At 45.1% G+C, this 25267-nt stretch carries 22 protein-coding genes; 12 read left to right on the top strand and 10 right to left on the bottom strand.

Going from position 1 to position 25267, the window contains the following annotated elements:
• The first annotated feature begins 81 nt into the window (after window positions 1–81).
• The 4 genes from pcnB to panC are packed head-to-tail and all read left to right on the top strand — an operon-like array spanning window position 82 to window position 3667.
• Window positions 82–1449 carry a polynucleotide adenylyltransferase PcnB gene (gene pcnB / locus MSG33_RS12735; protein ID WP_005396721.1) on the top strand — a complete coding sequence of 456 codons (1368 nt, stop codon included), beginning with the start codon at window positions 82–84 and terminating at the stop codon, window positions 1447–1449.
• Window positions 1446–1931, top strand: a complete 486-nt coding sequence (folK, locus tag MSG33_RS12730) for a 2-amino-4-hydroxy-6-hydroxymethyldihydropteridine diphosphokinase (protein WP_248381237.1) — start codon at window positions 1446–1448, stop codon at window positions 1929–1931. The genes pcnB and folK overlap by 4 nt, the downstream gene beginning before the upstream one ends.
• Window positions 1932–1955: 24 nt before the next feature.
• Entirely contained in the window at window positions 1956–2750 is a 795-nt protein-coding gene (panB, locus tag MSG33_RS12725; protein ID WP_005396718.1) for a 3-methyl-2-oxobutanoate hydroxymethyltransferase, read from the top strand.
• Window positions 2751–2761: 11 nt separating this feature from the next.
• Window positions 2762–3667: a pantoate--beta-alanine ligase gene (gene panC, locus MSG33_RS12720; RefSeq protein ID WP_248381236.1), complete on the top strand. Its 906-nt coding sequence runs from the start codon at window positions 2762–2764 to the stop codon at window positions 3665–3667.
• Window positions 3668–3722: 55 nt separating this feature from the next.
• Here the strand turns inward: panC and MSG33_RS12715 are convergent, their stop codons facing one another.
• The 4 genes from MSG33_RS12715 to MSG33_RS12700 all read right to left on the bottom strand — a co-directional run bounded on the left by MSG33_RS12715 (window position 3723) and on the right by MSG33_RS12700 (window position 8391).
• Window positions 3723–4652 carry a Kdo(2)-lipid IV(A) acyltransferase gene (locus MSG33_RS12715; protein WP_248381235.1) on the bottom strand — a complete coding sequence of 310 codons (930 nt, stop codon included), beginning with the start codon at window positions 4650–4652 and terminating at the stop codon, window positions 3723–3725.
• A 127-nt stretch (window positions 4653–4779) separates the two neighbouring features.
• Entirely contained in the window at window positions 4780–5550 is a 771-nt protein-coding gene (locus MSG33_RS12710; RefSeq protein ID WP_005396714.1) for an ABC transporter permease, read from the bottom strand.
• A complete protein-coding gene (locus MSG33_RS12705) occupies window positions 5551–6468 on the bottom strand; it encodes an ABC transporter ATP-binding protein (protein ID WP_005396713.1) in 918 nt (305 codons plus the stop codon).
• Window positions 6469–6720: 252 nt separating this feature from the next.
• Entirely contained in the window at window positions 6721–8391 is a 1671-nt protein-coding gene (locus MSG33_RS12700; RefSeq protein ID WP_248381234.1) for a SulP family inorganic anion transporter, read from the bottom strand.
• A 277-nt stretch (window positions 8392–8668) separates the two neighbouring features.
• Here MSG33_RS12700 and can point away from each other — a divergent pair, with 277 nt between their 5' ends.
• Window positions 8669–9337, top strand: coding sequence for a carbonate dehydratase (gene can, locus MSG33_RS12695; RefSeq protein WP_005379996.1), 669 nt, complete (start codon window positions 8669–8671; stop codon window positions 9335–9337).
• 77 nt (window positions 9338–9414) lie between these two features.
• On the opposite strand, the gene hpt is transcribed toward can, so the two are convergent.
• Complete coding sequence (hpt, locus tag MSG33_RS12690; protein WP_005379995.1) at window positions 9415–9945, bottom strand: hypoxanthine phosphoribosyltransferase; 531 nt, start codon at window positions 9943–9945, stop codon at window positions 9415–9417.
• A gap of 318 nt (window positions 9946–10263) precedes the next feature.
• Here hpt and opaR point away from each other — a divergent pair, with 318 nt between their 5' ends.
• Window positions 10264–10878, top strand: coding sequence for a transcriptional regulator OpaR (gene opaR / locus MSG33_RS12685; RefSeq protein ID WP_031780576.1), 615 nt, complete (start codon window positions 10264–10266; stop codon window positions 10876–10878).
• 146 nt (window positions 10879–11024) lie between these two features.
• Here the strand turns inward: opaR and lpdA are convergent, their stop codons facing one another.
• The 5 genes from lpdA to ampD form a co-directional block, all read right to left on the bottom strand.
• The gene (lpdA, locus tag MSG33_RS12680; protein WP_005379993.1) at window positions 11025–12452 is read right to left on the bottom strand and encodes a dihydrolipoyl dehydrogenase; all 1428 of its coding nucleotides are present in this window, start codon (window positions 12450–12452) and stop codon (window positions 11025–11027) included.
• Between the two features lie 267 nt (window positions 12453–12719).
• Window positions 12720–14618: a pyruvate dehydrogenase complex dihydrolipoyllysine-residue acetyltransferase gene (gene aceF / locus MSG33_RS12675; protein WP_109169466.1), complete on the bottom strand. Its 1899-nt coding sequence runs from the start codon at window positions 14616–14618 to the stop codon at window positions 12720–12722.
• Between the two features lie 19 nt (window positions 14619–14637).
• The gene (gene aceE / locus MSG33_RS12670) at window positions 14638–17301 is read right to left on the bottom strand and encodes a pyruvate dehydrogenase (acetyl-transferring), homodimeric type (RefSeq protein WP_005396679.1); all 2664 of its coding nucleotides are present in this window, start codon (window positions 17299–17301) and stop codon (window positions 14638–14640) included.
• A gap of 48 nt (window positions 17302–17349) precedes the next feature.
• Complete coding sequence (gene pdhR / locus MSG33_RS12665) at window positions 17350–18117, bottom strand: pyruvate dehydrogenase complex transcriptional repressor PdhR (RefSeq protein WP_005379989.1); 768 nt, start codon at window positions 18115–18117, stop codon at window positions 17350–17352.
• Window positions 18118–18522: 405 nt separating this feature from the next.
• Window positions 18523–19074 carry a 1,6-anhydro-N-acetylmuramyl-L-alanine amidase AmpD gene (gene ampD / locus MSG33_RS12660; protein ID WP_046875077.1) on the bottom strand — a complete coding sequence of 184 codons (552 nt, stop codon included), beginning with the start codon at window positions 19072–19074 and terminating at the stop codon, window positions 18523–18525.
• 92 nt (window positions 19075–19166) lie between these two features.
• On the opposite strand from ampD, the gene nadC reads away from it, so the two are divergent.
• The 6 genes from nadC to coaE all read left to right on the top strand — a co-directional run bounded on the left by nadC (window position 19167) and on the right by coaE (window position 25256).
• Entirely contained in the window at window positions 19167–20054 is an 888-nt protein-coding gene (gene nadC, locus MSG33_RS12655) for a carboxylating nicotinate-nucleotide diphosphorylase (RefSeq protein WP_248381233.1), read from the top strand.
• A 262-nt stretch (window positions 20055–20316) separates the two neighbouring features.
• A complete protein-coding gene (locus MSG33_RS12650) occupies window positions 20317–20775 on the top strand; it encodes a prepilin-type N-terminal cleavage/methylation domain-containing protein (RefSeq protein WP_248381232.1) in 459 nt (152 codons plus the stop codon).
• A complete protein-coding gene (gene pilB, locus MSG33_RS12645) occupies window positions 20775–22460 on the top strand; it encodes a type IV-A pilus assembly ATPase PilB (protein ID WP_248381231.1) in 1686 nt (561 codons plus the stop codon). The genes MSG33_RS12650 and pilB overlap by 1 nt, the downstream gene beginning before the upstream one ends.
• Before the next feature lie 23 nt (window positions 22461–22483).
• A complete protein-coding gene (locus MSG33_RS12640) occupies window positions 22484–23707 on the top strand; it encodes a type II secretion system F family protein (RefSeq protein ID WP_248381230.1) in 1224 nt (407 codons plus the stop codon).
• Window positions 23708–23771: 64 nt separating this feature from the next.
• The gene (locus MSG33_RS12635; protein WP_012841418.1) at window positions 23772–24641 is read left to right on the top strand and encodes an A24 family peptidase; all 870 of its coding nucleotides are present in this window, start codon (window positions 23772–23774) and stop codon (window positions 24639–24641) included.
• Window positions 24642–25256, top strand: coding sequence for a dephospho-CoA kinase (gene coaE, locus MSG33_RS12630; protein WP_047008979.1), 615 nt, complete (start codon window positions 24642–24644; stop codon window positions 25254–25256). It begins immediately after the preceding gene.
• The last annotated feature ends 11 nt before the right edge of the window (window positions 25257–25267 follow it).

Here is a 25267-nt window from a genome sequence, read left to right as displayed (position 1 = left end):
GGCTATCATTAGCCGCAAATTAGGCCCTAGAGGCGCAAAAACTAACCAAAGCAAGATTGGACTAAACCCAGTTATTGCCAGATGCACATGAATACAAACGACTATACACCAAGCGAACCTGCCACTATTCCAGAGCTCGCTCTCAATGTAATAACTCGTGAAGAGCACAACATTTCGCGTAAGCAGATCAGTGATAATGCACTGAAGGTACTGTACCGCCTAAATGGTGCTGGTTTCGATGCTTTTCTTGTGGGTGGCGGGGTTCGAGACTTACTGCTTGGACAGAAACCAAAAGATTTTGACATTGCGACCAACGCAACGCCGGAACAGATCAAACAGCTATTTCGTAACTGCCGTTTGATTGGTCGCCGCTTCCGCTTGGCTCATATTATGTTTGGCCGAGATATCATTGAAGTAGCGACATTCCGCGGTCACCACCAAGAGCAAAAGAATAAGAGCATCTCTCAGCAATCGAAAGAAGGAATGCTGCTGCGTGACAATGTCTACGGCACCATCGATGAAGATGCTGAGCGCCGTGATTTCACGATTAACTCGATGTACTACAACATCGCGGATTACTCGATTCACGACTACGCACGTGGTATTGAGGATTTAGAAGATCGCCTCATTCGGCTGATTGGCGATCCAGAAACACGCTACCGTGAAGATCCAGTACGTATGTTGCGTGCGGTTCGCTTCGCAGTAAAACTGGACTTTGATATTGAAGAAGACACCGCGGCACCAATCGAACACATGGCACCGTTGCTCGGTGACATTCCGTCAGCGCGTCTTTTTGAAGAGTCACTCAAGTTATTGCAATCCGGTCATGGCTTAGAAACCTACCACCTACTGCGTGAGTACAACCTATTCCAGCAACTCTTCCCGACGATTGCAGCGCACTTCACGGAAGATTACTCCTCTTACACAGAGCAAATGTTGGATCTCGTGTTGGATTCTACTGACATGCGCATCGAAGATGGGAAACGCATCAATCCAGCATTTATGTTTGCTGCAATGCTGTGGTACCCACTGTGTGCGAAAGCCGATGAACTGATGGAAGAGCGCAACCTAGGCCATTACGACGCTATTATGGAAGCGAGTAACATCATTCTTGATGAACAAGTTCGTACAATTGCCATTCCAAGACGCCACACCGCAACCATTCGCGAGATTTGGCAGTTACAGCTTCGTCTTCCACGACGCAACGGTAAACGTGCATTCCGCCTGATGGAGCTCAATAAATTTAGAGCTGGCTTTGATTTTCTTGAAATGCGCGGTGAAATTGAAGGTGGTGACACTCAGAAGCTTGCCAAGTGGTGGGAAACTTTCCAAAATGCAGGCCGAGAAATGCGTCAAGCAATGGCTGCCGACCTAGACGGTCAATCACCGAAGAGTGGTCAGCGCCGCCGTAAAACCTATCGCAAGAAAAAGAGTAAGCCTAAGTCATGATCACAGCGTACATTGCGGTAGGCAGTAACTTGGCTGATCCTGTCAGCCAAGCGAAGCAAGCGATTGAAGCGTTAAAAACGCTGCCTAAATCAGAATTTCTTCAGGCTTCTTCGCTATACAGCAGCACGCCAATGGGACCACAAAACCAACCGAATTACATCAATGCGGTTGTGTCGATTAACACCAGTTTGACGCCTCTTGAGTTGCTCGATTGCACACAAGCCATTGAGCAAGAACAAGGGCGTGTCCGTAAAGACGAACGTTGGGGACCAAGAACCTTGGACCTCGACATTGTTCTTTATGGCAATGAGGTGATTAATTCCGAGAGGCTGATCATTCCTCATTATGGAATGAAAGAGCGTGAATTCGTACTCTACCCTCTTGCGGAAATTGCACCAAGTTTACAACTCCCCGATGGGACCGAGGTCTCTGAACTACTGGAACAAGTAGATAGAAACGGCCTCAGTATCTGGCAGTCATAGCCAACTCCTAGTAAGGATAAAACCATGAAAAAAATGACCATCAACGACCTAATCAAGTGGAAGCAAGAAGGTCGTAAATTTGCTACTTCAACCGCTTATGATGCGAGCTTTGCCCAACTGTTTGAAAGCCAAGAAATGCCAGTACTTCTTGTTGGTGATTCTCTAGGTATGGTTTTGCAAGGTCACAACGATACTCTGCCAGTAACGGTCGATGATATCGCTTACCATACTCGTTGCGTACGCGCAGGTAGCCCAAATTGTTTGTTGATGGCTGACATGCCATTCATGAGCTACACCACGCCAGAGCAAGCTTGCGAAAATGCGGCTACACTGATGCGTGCGGGTGCCAATATGGTGAAAATTGAAGGTGGTGACTGGCTAGTCGACACTGTAAAAATGCTCACTGAACGCTCGGTTCCAGTTTGTGCTCACCTTGGTTTAACTCCTCAAGCCGTGAATATTTTTGGTGGTTACAAAGTCCAAGGTCGCGATCAAGAAAAAGCGGACCGCATGGTGAAAGATGCGTTAGCACTGCAAGAAGCAGGCGCTCAAATCGTCTTACTAGAGTGCGTGCCTGCTGAGCTTGCTGAGCGTATTACGCAAGTGCTCGACGTGCCTGTTATCGGTATTGGAGCTGGTAACGTGACAGATGGTCAAATTCTCGTGATGCATGATATGTTCGGTATCTCTGCCAACTACATGCCGAAATTCTCCAAAAACTTTCTTGCTGAAACAGGTGATATGCGCAAAGCCGTTGCTAAATACATTGAAGATGTAGCCAACGGTGTATTCCCAGACGACGCTCATACCATTGCCTAGAGGATAAATGCATGCATACTTTTGCGGAAATCTCAGCAGTTCGTGAACACCTTAAAACCTTTAAACGTGAAGGTCGTAAAATTGCGTTTGTCCCAACCATGGGCAACCTTCACGAAGGTCACTTAACTTTAGTGCGTAAAGCACGCGAATACGCTGATATCGTTGTCGTAAGCATCTTTGTTAATCCGATGCAGTTTGATCGTGCAGACGATTTAAATAATTACCCGCGTACGCTAGAGGAAGACTTAAGCAAGTTAACCTCTGAAGGGGTCGATGTGGTATTTACGCCGACACCAGAAGTTATCTATCCTGAAGGGCTTGATAAACAAACGTTTGTTGATGTTCCGGGTCTATCGACTATTTTAGAAGGGGCTTCACGCCCTGGTCATTTCCGTGGCGTCACAACCATCGTAAACAAGCTATTTAACATCGTTCAGCCAGATGTGGCCTGTTTTGGTGAGAAAGATTTTCAACAACTTGCTGTTATCCGCAAGATGGTTGTCGATCTTGCGATGGACATTGAAATCATCGGTGTACCAACCGTACGTGAAATGGACGGTTTAGCAATGAGCTCACGTAATGGTCTGCTTACACTTGACGAACGTCAACGTGCGCCAGTACTTGCTCGTACAATGCGTTGGATCAGCAGTGCCATTCGTGGCGGCCGTGATGACTACGCATCGGTCATCGAAGATGCGAGCGACCAACTGCGAGCTGCAGGTTTGCACCCTGATGAGATCTTCATTCGTGATGCTCGTACATTACAAGTGATCACACCAGAAACGACACAAGCCGTCATTCTGATGTCTGCGTTCTTAGGCAAAGCTCGTCTTATCGATAACCAAACGGTAGATATGGTTGTCGAAGCGAAGGAAGAAGCAGAGTCTAGTAATACAAACTCAGAGAGCGCAGAGTAAGCTCTGAGCCATCAAGACGTAAAAAGGTCGACTCTTAGTCGACCTTTTTTATGTTCTACGTATAGACGCAATCTAATCCTTCAGGACGTGTTTTAAACCGCTTGTGCAGCCACATCCACGCTGGAATATCACGTTTTATCATTTTCTCGAGTTCTTGATTCAAGATACTTGCCGCTTTAATCGCATTACGCCTCTCGAAACGCTCACTGATATCTTTTCCAATATATAACGTGTAATGGTGATTCTTGCTCACTGTGACGCCAGATATGACCGCACAATTTGTTGCGTCAATAAGCACACTAGATCCCACGGTACTCGCGGCTTGTTCAACAGCAAAGAACGGCGCAAAAACAGAATGGCTGACGCCATAATCATGGTCGGGCAAATACCAAAGTCGATGACCATTTTTCAGAACTTTGAGCATTGATTTCACGTCTTTTCGATCAATCATTTGATGCCCAAAACGAGTTCGACCTCGATGTTGAATAAACTCATAAGCAGGATTCGAATTTGGGCGATAAACGCCATAACCTTTGGCAAACTGGCTAAAAATACGAGCGGTTATCTCCAAGTTTAAATGGTGACTGCACACCACCAACACACCACGGCCATTCTTTTCCTCAGCGAGTAAACGATCTTTTCCAACAGTAGAGGTTATCCGACGAATCCGCCAGTCTGGCCAAAACCACGCTATGCCCGTTTCGATGATCGCCATTCCCGTATATTGAAAGTTTTTTCGTACTACGTCCTTACATTGCCAATCCGTAAAATCAGGGAAACACAGCTGGAGATTACGCAGAGCGATCTTGTGTCGGCGCTTCATTACATGCATCGCAATACAACCGATGCCTCTACCTAAAACTTTCAACACCACGTAAGGGAGTAGATTTACAATGACCGCTAGAGAGCCAAATGCTAGCCAAACAGGCCAATACTTGGGCTTAAGTAACTGATAGGAGAAAGGCGGCGGCGGGACAATATTCATAGGATCACTCATTTATTACAAATGATTGAAACCTAACATGATAAAAACCGAAAGATTGTATGGGAGTGTATTGTTATGCATGCCAAAGAGCAGCATGATTCGCTGCTCTTTGTTGTGTGGGAGAGTCTTAGCTTCTTAGCCCAATACCTTTCGTTACTAAGTAATGAGCCACGGCATACAGCGCTATCACAAACACCGCAAGCACACTGAATGAGGTGACAATACCCACATCCGATACGCCTAAAAAACCATAACGGAACGCATTCACCATGTAGACGATTGGGTTAATCTTAGAGACACCTTGCCAAAATTCAGGCAGTAAGCTGATGGAATAAAAAACACCACCCAAGTAGGTTAACGGGGTCAACACAAATGTAGGAATGATCGAAATATCATCAAACGTTTTTGCATAGACCGCATTGATCAGCCCGCCTAGAGCAAATACAACGGATGTCATGAAGACGGTCGCAACAATAATGCCCCAGTGTTCAACTTGCAGATCCACAAACAATAGAGACACACAGGTAACAATAGCGCCAACTAACAAACCTCGAGTCACACCGCCCATTACGTATCCAGCAATAATCACGTAATTTGGCACTGGTGCCACCAGCAGCTCTTCAATGTTCTTCTGTAGTTTTGCACTAAAGAACGAAGACGCCACATTCGAGTATGAATTGGTGATAACCGACATCATGATCAAACCTGGAACTATGTACTCCATGTAGCTAAAGCCGCTCATCTCACCGATTCGAGAGCCAATAAGATTACCGAAAATGATGAAATACAGTGTCATTGTGATTGCAGGCGGAACTAAAGTTTGCACCCAAATGCGTGTAAAACGGGTGATCTCTTTGCTCAGCAAGCTACGAAATGCCGTCCAATATAAACCGTACATTTACTTACTCCCTTCTCTTACAATGCTGACAAACAACTCTTCCAGTCGGTTGGCTTTATTACGCATTGAAAGAACTTTAATACCATGCTCTGTTAACTGACTGAACACTGAGTTCAATCCTTGGCTTTTGTCTAGCTCTATCTCTAAAGAGCCATCAACAATACTTTGTCGATTGACGCCTTCAAGCTCAGGCACCTCGCCTTCAGATTCAATGTCTAGGATAAATGTCTCGACGCTTAACTTACCTAGCAACGCCTTCATGGTGGTGTTTTCGATCAACTCACCTCGGTTAATAATGCCGATATTTCGACACAGCATCTCCGCTTCTTCTAGGTAGTGCGTCGTCAAAATAATCGTAATCCCTTGCTCTTGGTTGATCTCTTTCAGAAATTCCCACATTGAGCGGCGTAGTTCAATGTCCACCCCAGCCGTTGGTTCATCCAAAATGAGCAACTGCGGCTCATGCATCAAAGCTCGGGCGATCATCAAACGGCGCTTCATTCCGCCAGATAAATTACGGGCACGCTCTTTACGTTTTTCCCATAAATCGAGTTTTTTCAGGTACTTTTCAGCTCGTTCTTTGGCTAATACTTTAGACACACCGTAATAGCCCGCTTGCTGCATCACAATTTGCTCAACGGTTTCAAACTGGTTGAAGTTGAACTCTTGTGGCACCAAGCCTAAATTCTGTTTGGCCAACTCAAGGTCGGTATCAATGTCATAACCGAAAACTTTCGTCGTCCCAGAAGTTTTGTTCACTAAGGAGGAGATGATGCCGATCGTGGTCGATTTTCCTGCACCATTGGGACCCAGAAGCGCGTAGAAGTCACCCTTTTTCACTTGGAGACTAATACCTTTTAACGCCTCAAAGCCACCTGCATACGTCTTGCGCAGCTGTTCAATTTCTAATGCGTACATAAGGTCTTGATTGCCGTTTGTTTGTGATTACTAATACCGACTCGATGTTTATCAGCGGTTTACTACGAAATCGCCTTGGGTATTGTACTGGAGGTCCATCAGTTTATCGTTGAATAACGATGATTACAATTAAACCTTTCGATAATGTTGGAAATATAGTCCCTATCAACGTAAAGGTTATCTGCAAGTAAGGAAAAGTTAGGGAATAAAAAACGCAACAGAACGCTGTTGCGTTTTTAACGATCAGAGTGATTACGCCGTTATACGCTGATACTGGTCCGCCTCGACATGTGCTACCGCCGCATTTAATGCTTCATAACGGAATTGGTACATATTGTCATTTGGGACAAGATCAATGACGTGGAACTTTTCTAGCTGTTCTCGCGTGCGCTCATTTGGACACAAAAAATACACGGCACAATTAGCATCAAGCGCATCTTTAATCGCGTTTTCTAACGCTAAACCGACAGTAACATCAATCATAGGTACATCGGTAAGATCGAGAATCATCACATCATAATCCGAAATACTGGAGTGCTGGCGTGAAATTGCCTTAGAAACACTGAAGATCATTGGGCCCGAAAGATAAAAGAACAGTACTTTGCCATTGGCGCGATCAAGCAAGCCACGCTCGCTGTCAGTTAGCGGCACATCGTCTTCATCCGCGTCGCTGATCGCTTTCACTTGTCTCGCCTGTTCTCGGCTCAGACGCTCAATGATAATAATGTTGGAAATAAAGACGCCCAAGCCCACGGCAACGATAAGATCAACGAACACTGTTAGCAACATAACGCCATACATTACCGCCATTCCGGAAAAGCTAACCTTGTGTGCTCGTTGAATAAAACTCCAATCCAAAATGTTAAAGCCGACATATACTGCAATGCCAGCCAACACAGCCATTGGGATCGGCTCCGTTAATCCACCAGCAACCAATACGACCAATGCAAGCATAAGTGCACGAATCACACCGGACAATGGCGAACGAGCCCCAACTTGAATGTTAGTCACCGTGCCCATCGTTGCGCCCGCGCCAGGTAGTGCACCGAACAAGCCTGAGATCATGTTGGCAAGACCTTGGCCTCGCAGTTCTTTGTCTGAGTCGTGCTCTTTACGAGTCAAGGAGTCACCGATAACCGCCGTCAACAAAGTATCGATACAACCTAAGGTGCCGAGCACCAACGCATCAATAACCATCTCAACAAACATATCTGGATCAATATGAGGTGCAACGAGAGAAGGCAATCCAGCCGGGATTTCACCGATACGACGAATGTCTTCCGTATCAAAGAGCATCACAGACAACAAAGTCACCGCAACCAACGCCACGAGTTGCGCTGGTACATATTTTCGATATTGCTTAGGGAAGAAAAAGAGAATCCCCAAAGTTAGTAGACCTAAAAACAGTTCACTGAACTTAAGGTTAGAAATAGTCTCCGGCAAAGCAGATAATGTTCCGAGCACTCCTCCAGAAGGCGCGGCATGCCCCATCAAAGGTGATAGCTGCAAAATGATAAGAATCACGCCAATCCCTGACATAAAGCCCGAAATCACGCTATAAGGCATCAAGGTAACGTATTTACCCAGTTTTAACGTCCCTAATAGGATTTGGAACGCGCCAGCCATCATAACAACCGTGAAAGTCATGGCCATGCCCGTTTCTGGATACTTCGCCATCATACTGGTTAACACAGCGGTCATGATTACCGTCATTGGCCCTGTTGGTTCTGATATTAACGTATTAGAACCACCAAACAACGAAGCAAACAAACCGACCATTATTGCGCCCCAGAGGCCTGCTTCTGCCCCTGCACCGGATGCAACACCGAACGCTAACGCCAAAGGAAGAGAGATAATCGCCGTGGTTACCCCGCCAAATACATCCCCTTTGAAATTAATATCTTCAAAACGACTACCGAACACTGCTGATTTCCCTGCATTCAATTTTAAAAAGTAAAATGTCATTACTTTAACGAGCCAGGCGAAAATTTAAACCATAAATAGATTAAGGCTAAATTCACACCACAAATAATTAGGCCTAATTTTACGTTTTTATTGATGAAAACTAGTCAGATGAGTCCTGTCTGACGAATATTTAACGAGATCGAAATTGTAACATTGTGTATAGTTACAACACTGATCGCTTGCATGTTCATATAAGCGGCAGCGCTTTTGTCTTTTAAGGGAAGTAGTTTGCAAGATGCCGGAAATTAAACAGTTATTTGAAAACAATTCAAAATGGTCTCAAGAGATCAAATCTGATCGACCTGAATACTTCGCAAAACTCGCAGAGGGTCAAAAGCCCGATTTTCTTTGGATTGGCTGTTCTGATAGCCGTGTCCCTGCCGAGCGACTAACCGGACTATACTCGGGTGAACTATTCGTTCATCGGAATGTTGCAAACCAAGTCATCCATACTGATCTCAACTGTCTGTCCGTCGTTCAATACGCCGTAGACGTTCTTAAGGTTAAACACATCATTGTCTGTGGACACTATGGCTGTGGTGGCGTGAACGCAGCCATTGATAACCCTAAGCTAGGTCTTATTAATAATTGGCTGTTACATATCAGAGATATCTATTTCAAACACCGCACTTACCTAGATCAAATGCCGCAGCAAGATCGAGCGGATAAGCTAGGCGAGCTTAATGTCGCAGAGCAAGTGTACAACTTGGGTAACTCAACCATCTTGCAAAACGCTTGGGAGCGTGGGCAAGATGTTGAAATTCATGGCGTGGTATACGGCATTGAAGATGGTCGTTTAGAGTACTTAGGCATTCGTTCTAACTCTAAGGAAACCGTAGAAGCGTCTTATCAGAAAGCCCTTTCGACGATTCTAAATACAGACAATAAGCTGCTTTGTCGCTAAGCTACATCTAAAAGTTGAACAAAAAACGCCCATCTAAGATGGGCGTTTTTTTGTATTTTTAATGCTGCTCTCAATGATTATTCTTGAGGTACAACTTTACCGATGTATGGTAAGTGGCGGTATTTCTGCGCGTAATCAATACCCACACCAACGACAAACTCATCTGGGATTTCGAAACCAATCCAATCCACAGGAACATTCACTTCACGACGAGATGGTTTATCTAGGAGCGTACAAATCGCGATAGACTTCGGCTCACGCAGCGATAAGATCTCACGGATTTTATTTAGTGTGTTACCTGTATCAATGATGTCTTCAACAAGCAAAATGTCTTTGCCTTTGATGTCATCATCCAAATCTTTCAAGATACGAACGTCACGTGAACTTTCCATTGTGTTGCCGTAGCTTGACGCTGTCATAAAATCAACTTGGTGAGTCAGTTCGATAGCACGTGCCAAGTCTGCCATAAATACAAATGAGCCACGCAATAAGCCTACCAACACAAGATCTTCACTACCTTGATAACGCTCTGTAATTTGTTTGCCTAATTCACGAACTCGTTCCTGAACTTCTTGCTCAGAAATCATGACTTCTATTGTATGTTTCATACTGTGCTCAATCTAATTTGTGGGTTGAGGTAAGTCGCACGCAAACGATCACCTAATCTTACGGCGTGTAGTGTATCACCACGTTCATTGGGTTGAAAGTCACATCCTGTTGCCAAAAAATCTTGGAAGAAGGTCTTAGTTTTATAAAGTTCATAGCTAATTTTATCAATAATAATGACATTACTGTATATAAATTGTTCTACAGATGTTGACCTTGTTGATATGCACCATTACACTCATCACTGCTTTAAGCAACTATTAAAATAATCAATTAGGGGGTTACCCCCAATATCAACTCAAATGGCAAGGAAAATGGATATGGACTCAATTGCAAAGAGACCTAGAACTAGGCTTTCCCCGATTAAGCGTAAGCAACAGTTAATGGAAATCGCATTGGAAGTGTTTGCGCGCCGCGGCATCGGTCGTGGTGGTCATGCAGATATCGCAGAAATTGCTCAAGTTTCTGTGGCGACCGTTTTTAACTACTTCCCGACTCGTGAAGACTTAGTGGATGAAGTACTCAACCACGTCGTACGTCAGTTCTCGAACTTCCTATCGGATAACATTGACTTAGACCTACACGCGCGTGAAAACATCGCCAATATTACTAATGCGATGATCGAGCTTGTCAGCCAAGATTGTCACTGGCTAAAAGTTTGGTTCGAGTGGAGTGCTTCAACACGTGACGAAGTATGGCCATTGTTTGTTTCAACTAACCGTACTAACCAGTTGCTGGTACAAAACATGTTCATTAAAGCGATTGAACGTGGCGAAGTGTGTGATCAGCACGATTCAGAACACTTGGCAAACTTGTTCCACGGTATTTGTTACTCACTGTTTGTCCAAGCGAACCGTGCAAAAAGTGAAGCGGAACTTAAGCACCTTGTTAGTTCATACTTAGACATGCTTTGCATTTACAACCGTGAACACTAAAGCTTAACTCGCAATATATGTCAGCCCACCCGTTTGGTGGGCTTTTTATTGTCTGCTGTCAGCCGAGCACACGTTTATATTCCTACCCAGCAAACATAAAAAAACCGCTGCAATGCAGCGGTTTCTATCATTCAGTCAGAAAAAGCTTACTTCTTCTTAACTGCTTTTTTGTTTGGCAGGTCAGTGATTGAACCTTCAAATACTTCAGCAGCTAGACCTACAGACTCGTGTAGAGTTGGGTGAGCGTGGATAGTCAGAGCGATATCTTCTGCATCACAGCCCATCTCAATTGCAAGGCCGATTTCACCAAGTAGTTCACCACCGTTAGTACCAACGATAGCACCACCGATTACGCGGTGAGTTTCTTTGTCGAAGATTAGCTTAGTCATACCGTCTGCACAGTCAGATGCGATTGCACGACCTGATGCTGCCCATGGGAATGTTGCAACTTCGTACTTGATGCCTTCTTCTTTCGCTTCTTTTTCAGTCTTACCAACCCAAGCCACTTCTGGCTCAGTGTACGCAATTGAAGGGATAACTTTAGGGTCGAAGTAGTGCTTCTTACCAGAGATAACTTCAGCAGCTACGTGACCTTCATGCACACCTTTGTGAGCAAGCATTGGTTGACCAACGATATCACCGATCGCGAAGATGTGAGGAACGTTAGTACGCATTTGCTTATCAACGTTAATGAAGCCACGCTCGTCAATTTCTAGACCCGCTTTTTCACCGTCGATTAGCTTACCATTTGGTACACGACCGATAGCAACTAGAACCGCATCGTAACGCTCAGCTTCAGCTGGCGCTTTCTTGCCTTCCATTGAAACGTAGATACCGTCTTCTTTTGCTTCAACTGCTGTAACTTTCGTTTCTAGCATTAGCTTGAACTTGTCTTTGATACGCTTAGTAAATACTTTCACGATATCTTTGTCTGCTGCAGGAATTACCTGGTCAAACATTTCAACAACTTCAACTTTAGAACCTAGAGAGTGGTAAACCGTACCCATTTCTAGACCGATGATACCACCACCCATGATAAGCAGTTTTTCTGGCACTTCTTTTAGTTCAAGAGCGTCAGTAGAGTCCCAAATACGTGGGTCTTCATGCGGGATAAATGGCAGTTTGATTGGACGAGAACCAGCCGCAACGATTGCGTTGTCAAAGTTAACAACTGTTGGCTCACCTTCGCCTTCTACAAGGATAGAGTTAGGGCCAGTGAACTTACCGTAACCGTTAACTACTGTAACGTTACGCATCTTAGCCATGCCGCTTAGGCCGCCAGTTAGTTGGTTAACAACTTTTTCTTTCCAGATGCGGATTTTGCTGATGTCTGTTTGAGGCTCACCGAACACAACGCCGTGGTCAGCCATCGCTTTCGCTTCTTCAATTACTTTAGAAACGTGAAGCAGTGCTTTAGATGGGATACAACCCACGTTCAGACATACACCGCCAAGCGTGCTGTAACGTTCAACTAGTACAGTTTCAAGACCTAAGTCCGCACAACGGAATGCAGCGGAGTAACCAGCAGGACCAGAACCAAGTACAACAACTTGGGCTTTAATTTCTTTGCTCATTTTGACCTCTTGTAGTCATTATCCCTAACAGGCTGAGTGGGTATCGATTTTTTATGTTTAAGAGAGATTTGTTTTAAACAGTTATTTTCAGACCGCTAACAGTTTACAGAGATGTTAATGGTGTGAAAAGTAAATCAATTTAGCCTGTGAGCTAGACAACAATTCGATTGTGAAAACCCTGAACGAAGCAAGGCTGATAACCAAATTGTCGGTAATTATGATTAGCAGAGGCGGCTAAGTTGCCGCCTCTCATTCATCTAATTTCTATTACAGAACTAGACGACGAATGTCAGATAGACATGAGTTTAGGTAAGTGATGAAGCGCGCACCTTCAGCACCATCGATCACACGGTGGTCGTATGATAGAGACAGTGGAAGTTGTAGACGCGGTTCGAACTCTTTACCGTTCCATACCGGTTTCATTTCTGACTTAGACACACCTAGGATACCAACTTCTGGCGCGTTTACGATTGGAGTAAACGCCGTACCGCCGATACCGCCTAGGCTAGAGATAGTGAAACAGCCACCTTGCATGTCAGCAGCAGTTAGCTTACCTGCACGTGCTTTCTTAGAAACAGCCATTAGCTCTTCAGATAGCTCGTAGATGCCTTTCTTGTTCACGTCTTTAAATACCGGAACAACAAGACCGTTTGGTGTATCTACCGCGATACCAACATTCACGTATTTCTTCAGAATTAGGCTCTCACCGTCTTCTGATAGAGAAGAGTTGAACGCTGGGAACGCTTCAAGCGCTTTAGCTACCGCTTTCATGATGAACACAAGTGGCGTGATCTTCATGCCAGTGTCTTTCTTCGCTTCAATCGCGTTTTGCTCTTTACGGAATGCTTCAAGAGCCGTGATGTCTGCGTTATCCCACTGTGTAACGTGCGGGATCATTACCCAGTTACGGTGTAGGTTTGCACCAGAGATCTTCTTAATGCGAGATAGCGGTTGAACTTCTGTCTCACCAAACTTGCTGAAGTCCACTTTTGGCCATGGTAGTAGACCAAGAGCCGCGCCGTCGCCTTTACCAGATGCTGCTGCACCTGCGCCAGACTCAAGACGCTTAAGTGCATCTTTCACGTAAGCTTGAACGTCTTCTTTTAGGATACGGCTCTTACGACCAGAACCTTTAACCTTAGAAAGGTTAACGCCAAATTCACGCGCTAGACGACGAACAACTGGAGACGCGTGAGCGTACTCGTCGTTCTCTTTGAAATCGCCAGTCGCTGCTGGAGCTGCTGCCGCTGGAGCTTCTGCTTTAGGAGCTGGAGCTGCAGGTGCTGCCGCTTGAGCTGGAGCCGCTGCAGGAGCAGGTGCTGCGCCCGCCACTTCGAATACCATGATTAGTGAGCCAGTAGACACTTTGTCGCCAGCTGCAATCTTGATTTCTTTAACCGTACCAGCAAATGGTGCAGGAACTTCCATAGAAGCTTTGTCACCTTCAACAGTGATTAGAGATTGCTCTTCTTCCACTGTGTCGCCAACGGCAACCATGATCTCAGTAACTTCAACTTCGTCGCCGCCGATATCTGGAACGTTCACTTCTTTTGCCGCAGACGCTGCTGGTGCTGCTGCCGCAGGAGCTTCAGCTGCCGCTGGTGCTGGTGCTGCTGGAGCACCTGAACCTGCTGTTTCGAATACCATGATAAGTGAGCCAGTCGATACTTTATCGCCTGCTGCAACTTTGATCTCTTTTAGAGTACCTGCGAATGGCGCTGGAACTTCCATAGAAGCTTTGTCGCCTTCAACAGTTAGAAGAGATTGCTCTTCTTCGATGCTGTCGCCAACAGCAACCATGATTTCAGTAACTTCTACTTCATCACCACCGATGTCTGGTACGTGAACTTCTTTTAGTTCTGCCGCTGCTGCTGGAGCTGGAGCGGCTGCTGGAGCTGCTTCTGCCGCAGGAGCAGGTGCAGCGTCAGCTGCACCCTCGGCTTCGAAAATCATGATTAGAGAACCAGTAGAAACCTTGTCGCCTTCTGCAACTTTGATTTCTTTAACGATACCCGCTTGAGAAGCAGGAACTTCCATAGAAGCTTTATCGCCTTCAACTGTGATCAGAGACTGCTCTTCTTCAACCTTGTCGCCAACGCTTACAAGAATCTCAGTAACTTCAACCTCATCCGCACCGATGTCTGGTACATTAATTTCGATTGCCATTTCTTATCTACCTTCTTAATTAAGCGTATAGCGGGTTTGTTTTCTCTGTGTCGATGTCGAATTTCTTAATTGCTTCTGCAACTACAGATTTCTCAACTTCGCCACGTTTCGCTAGTTCAGTTAGCGCTGCTACTACTACGTAACCTGCGTTCACTTCGAAGTGACGACGTAGGTTTTCACGGCTGTCTGAACGACCGAAGCCATCAGTACCAAGCACTTTGAAAGACTCAGCAGGAATGTATGCACGAACCTGCTCTGCGTAGTTCTTCATGTAGTCAGTTGCTGCGATAGCAGGTTCCGTACCCATTACTGTTTGGATGTAAGGTACTTTTGCTTCCGCTTCTGGGTGAAGCATGTTGAAACGCTCTGCATCTTGACCATCGCGAGTTAGTTCGTTGAATGACGTTACAGAGTAAACATCAGAAGCAACACCGTAATCTTCGCTTAGGATTTGAGCTGCTTTACGTACTTCATTCATGATAGTACCAGAGCTCATTAGCTGAACTTTCGCTTTGTCGCCAGTGTAAGTTTCTAGCTTGTAGATACCTTTACGGATGCCTTCTTCAGCGCCTTCTGGCATTGCTGGCATTGCGTAGTTTTCGTTCATTAGCGTTAGGTAGTAGAACACGTTTTCTTGTTCTGGACCGTACATGCGACGGATACCGTCTTGCATGATTACTGCTACTTCGTACGCGAATGTTGGGTCGTAAGAAATACAGTTAGGAACCGTACCCGCCAAAATGTGCGAGTGGCCGTCTTCGTGCTGTAGACCTTCACCGTTCAACGTTGTACGACCCGCAGTTGCACCTAGTAGGAAACCACGTGCTTGTTGGTCACCAGCCATCCACGCCATGTCGCCAACACGTTGGAAGCCGAACATTGAGTAGTAGATGTAGAACGGAATCATTGGTAGGTCGTTTGTCGAGTATGAAGTCGCAGCAGCAACCCATGAAGACATAGCACCTAGCTCGTTGATACCTTCTTGTAGAACCTGACCTGAAGTCGCTTCTTTGTAGTAAGAAACAACGCCACGGTCTTCTGGTGTGTAAGTTTGGCCGTGCGGGTTGTAGATACCGATTTGACGGAACAGACCTTCCATACCGAATGTACGCGCTTCGTCAGCAATGATAGGAACGATGTTCTTACCAATGTTCTTGTTCTTAAGTAGAACGTTTAGTGCACGTACGAATGCCATAGTAGAAGAGATATCACGCTTCTGTTCTTCTAGTAGTGGCTTGAATTCTTCTAGCTCAGGAACGATGAATTCTTGAGTGAATTTTGGTAGACGCTGTGGTGTGTAGCCGTGTAGCGCTTTACGACGAGCGTGTAGGTATTCGTACTCTTTTGAACCTTCTTCAAGTTTCAGGTACGGAAGTTCTTTCACAGCTTCGTCAGTTAGGATGTCTTGAAGACCTAGACGATCACGTAGGTGTAGTACGTGAGTCATGTCCATCTTCTTAACTTGGTGCGCGATGTTCTTACCTTCAGCCGCTTCACCCATGCCGTAACCTTTAACAGTCTTCGCTAGGATTACTGTTGGACGACCTTTAGTTTCTGCCGCGTTTTTGTATGCCGCGTATAGCTTAGAAGACTCGTGGCCACCACGCTTAAGTGCGAAGATTTCGTCATCGGTCATGTCAGCAACAAGTGCCGCTGTCTCTGGGTACTTACCAAAGAAGTGCTCACGTACGTACGCGCCATCTTTTGATTTGAATGTTTGGTAGTCGCCATCGATCGTTTCGTTCATAAGCTGTAGAAGCTTACCAGAAGTATCTTTAGCTAGTAGTGAATCCCAGTTGTTACCCCAGATTACTTTCACTACGTTCCAACCAGCACCTTTGAACAGACCTTCAAGTTCTTGAATGATCTTACCGTTACCCATTACAGGGCCATCTAGACGCTGTAGGTTACAGTTGATTAGGAAACATAGGTTGTCTAGTTTCTCACGCGCAGCGAAAGAGATAGCACCACGTGATTCTGGCTCATCCATCTCACCGTCACCTAGGAACGCGTAAACGCGCTGCTCTGAAGTATCTTTAAGACCACGGCCTTCTAGGTACTTAAGGAAACGAGCTTGGTAGATAGAAGCGATTGGACCTAGGCCCATCGATACTGTCGGGAACTGCCAGAATTCAGGCATCAGTTTAGGGTGCGGGTATGAAGGAATACCTTTGCCGTCTACTTCTTGACGGAAGTTGTCTAGCTGCTCTTCAGTTAGACGACCTTCAACGAATGCACGTGAGTAGATACCTGGTGAAATGTGACCTTGGTAGTAAACTAGGTCGCCACCGTCCTTCTCGTTTGGCGCACGGAAGAAGTGGTTGAAACATGTCTCGTAGAACGCAGCAGAAGACTGGAAAGACGCCATGTGGCCGCCTAGCTCTAGGTCTTTCTTAGATGCACGTAGAACGATCATGATAGCGTTCCAACGAATAATTGAGCGAATACGACGCTCAAGTGTTGTGTCACCTGGGTATGCTGGTTCTTGGTCTGCAGGAATCGTGTTGATGTAGTTAGTTGTGATACCTGTTGGCATATCAACACCGTCTAGACGTGCTTTATCTAGAACTTGCTCTAATAGGAATTGAGCACGCTCTAGACCTTCTTCACGTACAACTGACTCAAGCGCTTGTAGCCATTCTTGAGTTTCCAGTGCATCTACGTCATGCTTCATATCAGACATGGCGATCTATCCTTCTGTTGGTTGGATCTACTTATTTAAGTAACGCTCTTACGAGTCATTACCCTGCTGAATTCGACGTAGAGAACGCTCTCGTCGAGACTCTTCTCGAGTCAAATCCAACAATGTTTCTTCGATGTAAGCCAAGTGCGAGTGGGACATTTCTCGCGCCTTTTCAGGCTGACCAGAAACAATCGCATCCACGATATTGGCTCGGTGTTTACTGACTTTCTCGACCGCTTCTGGGCGGCGACGTAGTAATTTAAAATTTTGTAGAATATTTTGCTCAAGCAAAGGCGCTAAGCTTCGAACAATGTGCAACAAAACCACGTTGTGCGCGGCTTCTGTCAAAGCGATCAAAAATTGCATCACTTCTGCAGATTCAGCTTCGATATCGTTGTTTGCTTGCTCTTGGCTAATGCGCTCAAGGCAACCTTGAATACGCGCAAAATCTTCTTCGGTACCACGTAAAGCTGCAAAGTAAGCTGAAATTCCTTCCATTGCATGACGAGACTCAAGCACATCAAGCTGGGTTTCAGAATGACTAGACAACAAATTCAACAAGGGATCTGAAAAGCTCTTCCAGATATTCTCACTTACGAATGTTCCGCCACCTTGGCGACGAGTCAACAAACGCTTCGCTTCCAAGCGTTGAATGGCTTCTCGGACGGAAGGACGAGACACATCGAACTGTTTTGCCAGTTCACGCTCTGGAGGCAGTTGTTGCCCCGGAGACAATGTTCCTTCCACTATCAACCTTTCTAACTCTTGTTCTATAACATCAGAGAGTTTTGGCTGACGAATCCTTTGATAAGCCATAATTTATTGTTCTTCTACTCTTGCAGGTAATTGGTAATACCAATTTTAAGTTGGTGCAGAAATTAACATAATTAAAACGCCACTGTCCAGCCGAAAATTGACCTAAATCATAGAACGAGCTTACTTCCAACACTCTGATAACAATCGACTGTTAAAACAGCAATAGAATTGGTATGACCAATTACATAAAGCATACAAATGGGAAGTCGACGTGCTAGCAATTTTGGAAAAGAAATACAGAAAATGACAAAATTATCAGTCTATTTCTTCACCAAAATGGCGTATACGAGCGTAAAAATGTAGTTAACTTTTAACAATCATTAATATTTCTGGTATCAAAAAAAGGCATACCTGATCGTATGCCTTATTTATTTCGCTTTTTTGAATTTACACTTTCGCTACAAATCAACGCTGTATAAGCTGTCTATATTTCACCCAATCAAAGCTTAGACCAGGATCGCTTTTTCTCAAGGGCGCAATATATTGATGACCGGTAATTCGTGGCAGGGTGATGTGGGGATAAGACTGCATAATTACCTCAGTGATCTCTGCAAGTGATTGATATTGCGCTTCTGTGTAGGCAGTAAATTCTGTCCCTTCAAGCTCGATACCAATGGAATAGTCATTACAACGCTCCCTGCCCGCGAAACTGGATTGACCGGCATGCCATGCTCTATCGAGAAAAGAAACAAATTGAACAACCTCGCCGTTTCTCTTAATCAAGCAATGTGCAGAAACGCCCATTTTGTGAATAACTTCAAAAAATGGATGTGCGTTTGGGTCTAGCTTGCCAGTGAAGAAGTCTTCTATATATGGTCCACCAAACTGCCCAGGAGGCAAACTGATGTTGTGTACCACCAGCAGAGAGATGTCGTTTATATCAGAGCGGGCATCAAAAAATGGTGACGGAACATGCTTTGCCTGTGTCAGCCAGCCATTCTCGATAATTGGGCGCATATCAACCTCTCTTCTTTGCAAATTAACTGCTGAAATTATTGACACCGGAGAGTATCATCCGTTGCCATCTCCCTTTCAAGACAAGATTTGCGATGAAGAACACACACAACATTCAAGAACGCCTAGAATACCTTAAACAACAACTCCCTTTAGAGATCACTCGCTCTGTCGCTGATACCTTAAAAGAAGATCTAGGTGGCAGTGTCGACGTAGATAACGACATTACTGCATCTTTGATCCCTGCCGAGGCAGTTAATACCGCAACGATTATTACTCGCGAGCATGGTGTGTTCTGTGGTCAAGCATGGGCTGATGAAGTTTTTAAACAGCTCGGTGGTAAGGTCAGCATTGAATGGCACGTAAAGGACGGCGATAAAGTCGAACCTAACCAAACCCTTTGTACGCTGACAGGCCCTGCTCGTGACTTGTTAACTGGTGAGCGTAACGCAATGAACTTCATCCAAACGCTGTCTGGCTGCGCAACAGTTACCGCAGAGTACGCTGAAAAAATCGCGCATACTGAGTGTCGTCTACTAGACACACGCAAAACCATTCCTGGTCTGCGTAGCGCACTAAAATACGCCGTGACGTGCGGTGGTGGCTTTAACCATCGCATCGGTGTGTTCGACGCTTACCTTATTAAAGAAAACCACATCATTGCTTGTGGCGGTATTACTCAAGCGATCCAAAAAGCGAAAGAGCTTAACCCAGGCAAGCCAGTAGAAGTAGAAACGGAAAGCTTAGAAGAGTTGAAACTAGCGATAGACGCTGGTGCCGACATCATCATGCTCGATAACTTCACAAAAGAAATGATGCGTGAAGCCGTAGCGATTAACGCAGGTCGTGCTGCTCTAGAGAACTCTGGTAACATTACGCTAGAGACCATCGCAGAATACGCAGAAACCGGTGTCGATTACATTTCGGTAGGCGCTTTGACTAAGCATCTAAAAGCGATGGATCTTTCGATGCGCTTCAAATAATAAAAGCAACAAACCTCAAATTACTTCAACTAACTCAGTGAGTTGTGAGTAATTCATCATTAAAAAGGGCCAATTGGCCCTTTCTTTTTATCCATTAAAAAAATAGTACTACTCGCAAAACTCTGCATGCAATATGCAACTTTCTACCAAAGAGTTTTAGCTCACTCGAGAGGCAACCTCTTCCCCATTTTCAACCCTCTTTAACTCTCCATAATCTTTCGCTAATGCAAGAGCATTATTAATTTTTAGGAAAGGGTTAAAAATGAAAAACAGTAAACAGAAAAAACAACAGGGTTTTACTCTGATTGAATTAATGATTGTGGTGGCGATTATTGGGATTTTGGCCGCATTTGCCGTGCCAGCCTACTCAGACTACACACAGCGAACCCGTGTTGCGGGAGCTGCAGCGGGGATCAGTGGCTTTAAAACAGCCATTGCCATGTGTGCTCAGGATCTTGGCCAGCTGAACGGTTGCAACGCCGGCGCAAATGATATCCCAGCAGCAATTGCAGCGAAGGACGCTGGTGCGACTATTGCTTATGTGGACGAGTTAGCGGTTGCCAATGGCATTATCACCATGACCACTACCGGTGTTGATGATAAAGGTACTAACCTGACTTTAACATTGACCCCTAAGATTGGTAACGGCGTTGTTCAATGGGCTCTAACTGGTACAGGTTGTAGTGCCACTGGACGTAGCATCGACTGTTCAGGTAACTAATGCAAACCAATCTCTCAACAATTCTTCGCCAAAAAGGGTTACTGACTTTTTCCCAAGAAGAATCGTTATTTGAGCAAATCAAAGCTTCTGGCATTTCGATGCCAGAAGCTTTACTCAGTTCTGGATTCTTCACGTCAAGCAAACTGGCCGAGCACTTAAGTTCTATTTTTGGCTTAAGTCAGCCCGAGTTATCTCAGTATGAGTACGCTTCGCTTTGCCAACAACTCGGTCTACGTGAATTAATCACTCGACATAACGCACTCCCACTCAACCGCACGCCTTCAACGTTATTATTAGCGGTTGCCGACCCCACTAATCAACAAGCTGAAGATGATTTCCGCTTTGCCACTGGTTTACAGATTGAATTGGTGTTGGCGGATTTTCGTCAACTCAGCGCGGTAATTCGACGCTTATATGGTCGTTCATTGAGTCATGAGAAGTCCGGATTAAAAGAGATCAACCAAGAAGAATTAGCCAACCTGGTTGATGTGGGCGCAGATGAAATCGACAACATTGAAGACTTGAGCCAAGACGAATCTCCTGTTAGCCGTTACATAAACCAAATTCTGTTGGACGCTGTGCGCAAAGGCGCATCCGATATCCACTTTGAGCCTTATGAAAAGATGTACCGCGTTCGCCTACGCTGTGATGGCATCTTAATTGAAACACAGCAGCCACCAAGCCACTTAAGTCGCCGCTTATCCGCTCGTATCAAAATTCTCTCTAAACTTGATATTGCAGAGCGACGTTTACCACAAGATGGGCGTATTAAGCTCAAGTTGAATCAAGACACCGCAATTGATATGCGTGTATCCACGCTACCTACTCTATTCGGAGAGAAAATTGTACTACGACTGCTCGACAGCAGCTCTGCGTCACTGGATATCGACAAGCTTGGTTATAGCGAACAACAAAAACAATTGTACTTGGATGCGCTGCGTCGCCCACAAGGCATGATTCTGATGACAGGCCCAACCGGGAGCGGTAAAACCGTTTCTCTGTACACTGGGCTGAGTATTCTCAATAAACCAGAGATCAACATTTCCACGGCAGAAGACCCGGTAGAGATTAACTTATCGGGCATTAACCAAGTACAAGTACAGCCCAAGATCGGCTTTGGCTTCGCAGAGGCGTTACGCTCTTTTCTTCGTCAAGACCCCGATGTGGTCATGGTCGGTGAGATTCGTGACTTAGACACTGCGGAAATCGCTATAAAAGCATCGCAAACCGGTCACTTAGTACTTTCAACCTTGCATACCAATTCTGCGGCTGAAACGGTGATTCGTTTATCAAACATGGGCGTAGAAAGCTTTAACTTGGCCTCCTCTCTTAGTTTGATTATTGCCCAGCGCTTGGCCCGTAAACTGTGCTCGCACTGTAAACAATCACAAGAGCTTACCGTTCAGCTACAACATCTTGGAATTCAAGCAAGCGACAACATTTTTAAAGCCAATCCCGATGGATGCGATGAGTGTACCCATGGTTATTCCGGCCGAACGGGGATTTATGAAGTGATGCGCTTTGATGAATTTCTTTCCGAAGCGCTTATTAAAGGTGCCTCGGTACATGAGCTAGAAAAACTCGCCATCGCAAATGGTATGAGCACGTTACAAATGTCGGGCATAGAAAAACTCAAACAAGGGATCACAAGTTTTAGTGAACTACAGCGCGTACTTTATTTTTAATCCTTTAATCAGCAGTCACCTCTATGAAAAGCACTACACCACAACTTAAAAACTTCCGCTGGAAAGGCATCAACAGTTCAGGCAAAAAGACGTCTGGACAAACCCTCGCGATGACAGAAATTGAAGTACGCGAGCGTCTAGACGCACAGCACATCAAGATCAAGAAGTTAAAGAAAAGCAATATCTCGTTTCTCACTAAACTCAGCCATCGCGTGAAAGGCAGAGACATCACGGTGTTCACCCGTCAGATTTCGACGATGTTGATAACTGGTGTCCCCTTAGTTCAGGCTTTAAAATTGGTCTCAGAAAACCATAAAAAAGCAGAGATGAAATCCATTTTGATGAGCGTGACACGCGCCGTTGAGGCAGGTACACCCATGTCAAAAGCCATGCGCACTGCAAGTGAACACTTTGACCCACTCTATACCGACCTTATCGCAACAGGTGAGCAATCCGGTAACTTAGCGGAAGTGTTCGAGCGCTTAGCCACCTACCGAGAAAAAAATGAGCAGCTTCGTGCGAAAGTGATAAAAGCACTGATTTACCCAGCCATGGTAGTGCTAGTAGCGTTAGGCGTGTCGTTTATCATGCTCACCAAAGTCATTCCCGAGTTCGAAAAAATGTTTGTTGGTTTTGGTGCTGACTTACCTTGGTTTACCAGGCAAGTGTTAGATCTTTCCGCCTGGACACAAAACTGGAGCCCCTTTATAGCACTAGGCTCTATCAGTCTATTCATCTCGGCGAGAATCCTCTCTAAGCGTTCAGATTCTTTTCGCTTAATGCTCAATCGCTCTGTGCTTAAATTTCCTGTCCTCGGGCCCGTATTATCAAAAGCCGCTATCGCCAAATTTAGTCGAACACTCGCCACGAGCTTTACAGCGGGCATTCCAATTCTAACCAGTTTAAAAACCACATCAAAAACCTCAGGAAACTTACACTACCAACTCGCCATAGAAGAAGTTTACCGTGATACCGCCGCAGGTATGCCAATGTATGTTGCCATGCGTAATTGTAATGTGTTCCCTGAATTGGTGTTACAAATGGTTATGATCGGTGAAGAGTCTGGTCGACTTGACGATATGCTCAATAAAGTTGCAACGATCTACGAGTTTGAAGTCGACAACACCGTCGACAACCTTAGTAAAATCCTAGAGCCGCTAATTATCGTTTTTTTAGGCATCGTTGTTGGCGGATTAGTGACAGCAATGTACTTGCCAATCTTTAACTTAATGAGTGTATTGGGCTAGAATGACCTGTTAACTCCTTTAAAACAGCACCTTGCTGATTTCACTCATCGCTCAAGAGACAAATATGGAAGTATTCCAGTACTACCCTTGGCTATTCGTTGTGTTTGCCACCATCTTCGGTCTGATCGTGGGTAGCTTCCTCAATGTGGTTATTTATCGACTACCTAAAATCATGGAATTAGAATGGCGACGCGAATGCGCCGAGTCATTTCCTGAATACAAAATAGAACCTCCTAAAGAGGTGCTGACCTTGAGCGTCCCACGCTCCTCCTGTCAGAAGTGCGCAACGCCGATACGTATTCGAGACAACATCCCTGTGATTAGCTGGCTGCTTTTAAAAGGCAAATGCCACAACTGTCAGACAGCCATTAGCGCACGCTATCCACTGATTGAACTGCTCACTGCGTTCTGCTCAGGCTTTGTCGCTTACCACTTTGGTTTTAGTTACTTTACCGTTGCCCTACTCTTTTTCACTTTTATCTTAATCGCCGCAACATTTATCGATCTCGATACTATGTTGTTACCTGACCAATTAACATTACCATTAACTTGGGCTGGCATTGCCTTAGCATTAGTCGAAATAAGTCCTGTTACTCTACAAGATTCTGTCATTGGTGCTATTGCTGGTTACCTATGTCTCTGGTCCGTTTACTGGGGCTTTAAGTTACTTACCGGTAAAGAAGGAATGGGATATGGTGATTTTAAACTACTAGCAGCACTAGGGGCTTGGCTGGGCTGGCAGTCACTGCCGATGATCATTCTACTTTCTTCTGTGGTTGGCATCGTATTTGGCATCATTCAACTACGCTTGCAAAAACAGGGAATTGAAAAAGCTTTTCCTTTCGGTCCTTACTTAGCAATTGCTGGTTGGATAAGCTTAATTTGGGGCGACCAGATTTTAAACTGGTACTTTACTTCAGTTCTAGGAGTGTAAATGGCTTTGGTTATTGGTTTAACAGGTGGTATCGCTAGTGGAAAAACAACCGTCGCGAATCTGTTCAAACAACAATTTAAAATCGATATCGTCGATGCCGACATTGTAGCAAGAGAAGTTGTCGAGCCAGGTACTCCCGGCCTAAACGCGATTATTGAACATTTTGGTCACGATATCGTTCGTGAAGACCAAACTTTAGATCGCGCAAAGCTGAGAGAGAAAATCTTTTCAAACTCAGATGAAAAAGCATGGCTCAACGCACTGTTGCACCCGATAATTCGTGAAAAGATGATCGAAGATTTGCAGCAAGTCACCTCAGAGTATGCGTTACTTGTGGTGCCGTTGCTCGTAGAAAACAAGCTAGACAGTTTGTGTGATCGAGTTCTTGTCGTCGATGTAGAACCGAATACACAGATATCTCGCACGATGAAACGAGACAATGTGAGTGAAGAACAAGCTCGCGCTATCCTTGCCTCTCAAGCATCAAGAGAGCAAAGACTCGCGCTTGCAGACGATGTGGTTAAGAATAATCCAAGTGACCCAGATCTTTTGCTTCAAATCACAGATTTGCACGAAAAGTACCTAGCCATGTGTAAGAAAAATCTGCGAAAATAGGAACGAAACTC

It is taken from the genome of Vibrio sp. 1CM7H (assembly GCF_023161645.1).
Classification (GTDB): domain Bacteria; phylum Pseudomonadota; class Gammaproteobacteria; order Enterobacterales; family Vibrionaceae; genus Vibrio; species Vibrio diabolicus.
The sequence above is the reverse complement of the archived record's forward strand: the minus strand, read 5'-3'. Positions and strand labels throughout refer to the sequence as shown.